Consider the following 2433-nt stretch of genomic DNA (forward strand, 5'->3'; position numbering starts at 1 on the left):
TTATGATCAAATAGAAATGGAGGTTTCGATCAATAGAAATTCCTTGTTGTGATCAACAGGAAATCCCTGTTTCGATCATGAGGAATTCCTTGCTCGGAACTGGAAATTTTCTTGGTGAGGGATCGCTCCTTGCGACGTCATCGCTTAGCCGATAACCTCCTTGTACAGCAACAAGGAGGAGAAAGGATGACGAAGAGTATGGGGCAGATCCATCGAATCAAAGAACTGCAATTACAACGGATGGGGCCGTATCAGATCGCCAAGGAGATCGGGATGGACCCGAAGACCGTCCGCAAGTACATGGGGCAGGAGGACTTCTCTCCGAGAGCGCCCATAGCGGAGGTTCGTGTATCCAAGCTTGATCCATACAAAGCGACGATTGAGGCTTGGCTGAAGGAGGACGAGAAGAACCGCTACAAGCAACGCCACACGGCTCAGCGCGTATACGATAGGCTCTGCCGAGAGCATGCCGGCTTTGATTGCTCCTACCCGACCGTCGTTCGTTTTGTCCGAGAGACGCGACAGAGACAGAAGGTGAGCCAGGACGGCTTCCTAGAGCTGGAGTGGCATCCCGGTGAGGCACAGGCTGACTTTGGGGAGTGCGATGTGATCTTGAACGGGACTCGCATCGCCTGCCGATACCTCGTCGTGTCCTTCCCGCAGAGCAATGCCGCCTTCGTTCAGTGCTTCCTCGGCGAAACGGCGGAATGCCTCTGTCAGGGATTGATGGATGTATTCCAACATGTTGGGGGTGTGCCACAACGCTTGGTACTCGACAATGCCACTGGTGCCGGGAGGCGAATCGGCGAGACCGTGAAGCTGACGCAGCTGTTCCAGCGATTTCAGGCTCACTTTGGCTTCGAGGTCACCTTCTGCAACCCGGCCAGCGGACACGAGAAGGGGAATGTGGAGAACAAGGTCGGTTATGTCCGTCGCAATTACTTCGTTCCCCTTCCCTCTGCTCCGTCGCTGGTGGAATGGAATACGGAGCTGCTGCACCTGTGTGATTTGGATAATCTTCGCGAGCACTACAAGAAGGAGACGCCGATCTGTGAGCTCTTCGAGGCCGACCGCCGTGCCTTTCGGCCGTTGCCTCGCCTCTCATTCGAGGCCTGTCGCTACGAGCATCTGAAGACGAACGGGTACGGCAAGTTCGTGCTCGATGGCAAGCATACCTACACCTCGTCCCCGATGTGTGCCGAGGCAGAGATTGTCGTCCGCATTGGTGCGCACTACGTGGAGCCGCTCGATGCGGCAGGCGAAGCCATTTCCCGTCATCCCCGACAGTTCGGAAGCATCCGCACCGACACGGTAGATTGGCTGACCATGCTCGACTCGTTGATTGCCAAGCCGGGTGCTTGGAAGAACAGCGCGATGCGCTCACAGATGTCCTACGACGTCCGGGACTACATGGATGATCTGGACCGCAGTGGCCTTCGGCAGGCACTGCGTATGGTGAAGGAGCTGTCCGAGCGCTATGGCCTGGACGTTGCGGTAACGAGCTTACAGGAGACGATTGTACGCCGGAGAGCGGACGGCATCTCGGCGAACACGGCCATGATCGCCGCACGGATTGCCGGCTACGGGCTGGACACAGCCGCGTCGCCAGGGCCGGACATGCGGCTGTACGACGATGCGCTGATGCCGATGCCGACAGGAGGCTTATGATGGACCGAAGCCAGATTCGAAGCGAGATCTCGCAATTTTGCAAGCAACTGATTCTGAGCCAGAATGCGGTACGGCTGTGCGATTTGGAAGCGACCCCGAAGCAGGAGGAGTTTCTTCACCAAGTGTTCCGAGAAGAACTGGAGCACCGCGAACGCCTGCGCAAAGCCCGCTTATTTCAACGGGCCGCCTTCCCGATTCGCAAGACGGTGGAAGGCTATGAATTCCACTCCCTGCGGCTGCCGTCGACGCTTAGCACGGACGAACTGACCTCGTGTCAGTTTGTCCGGGACAAGAAGAACCTGGTACTGTTCGGTCCTGTCGGCACGGGGAAAACGCATTTAGCGATCGCTTTGGGCGTGAAAGCCTGCGAGCTAGGGATGGCGACACGCTTTTTCACGGCGGCGACATTGGTCACACGTCTGAGTGAGAGCAAACGTGCCGGCACGTTGGAGCGAACGCTGAAGGACTTGGAGAAGGCGGAGCTTGTCATTATTGACGAGTGGGGGTACTTGCCGATGGACCGAGAGGAGGCACAACTCCTGTTTCAGGTGATCGCGACCAGTTATGAGCGCCGTAGTCTGGTACTGACGACCAATCTCGAGTTCTCCAAATGGGGGAGCATTTTCACGGATGACCAGATGGCCGCAGCCATGATTGACCGGCTGGCGCACCATGGGCAGCTCGTTGTGTTTGAGGGGGAGAGTTACCGCCTGAAGCATGCGCTCATGCGCCAGAAGTGACGATATTTCTGGAAATTCAGCAGGG

General features: G+C 57.0%; 2 protein-coding genes. Both read left to right on the forward strand.

The features are described from left to right. Positions 1-186 precede the first annotated feature (186 nt). Positions 187-1668, forward strand: coding sequence for an IS21 family transposase (gene istA, locus PKO02S_RS31850; protein ID WP_127589296.1), 1482 nt, complete (start codon positions 187-189; stop codon positions 1666-1668). After that, positions 1668-2408 carry an IS21-like element helper ATPase IstB gene (istB, locus tag PKO02S_RS31855; protein WP_174819982.1) on the forward strand — a complete coding sequence of 247 codons (741 nt, stop codon included), beginning with the start codon at positions 1668-1670 and terminating at the stop codon, positions 2406-2408. The genes istA and istB overlap by 1 nt, the downstream gene beginning before the upstream one ends. The last annotated feature ends 25 nt before the right edge of the window (positions 2409-2433 follow it).

Source organism: Paenibacillus koleovorans NBRC 103111, from assembly GCF_004000845.1.
GTDB lineage: Bacteria > Bacillota > Bacilli > Paenibacillales > NBRC-103111 > Paenibacillus_AA > Paenibacillus_AA koleovorans.

Excerpts from the sequence above, each read along its gene's own strand:
- istA (WP_127589296.1), top strand. The coding sequence starts at position 187 with ATGACGAAGAGTATGGGGCAGATCCATCGAATCAAAGAACTGCAATTA.
- istB (WP_174819982.1), top strand. The coding sequence starts at position 1,668 with ATGGACCGAAGCCAGATTCGAAGCGAGATCTCGCAATTTTGCAAGCAA.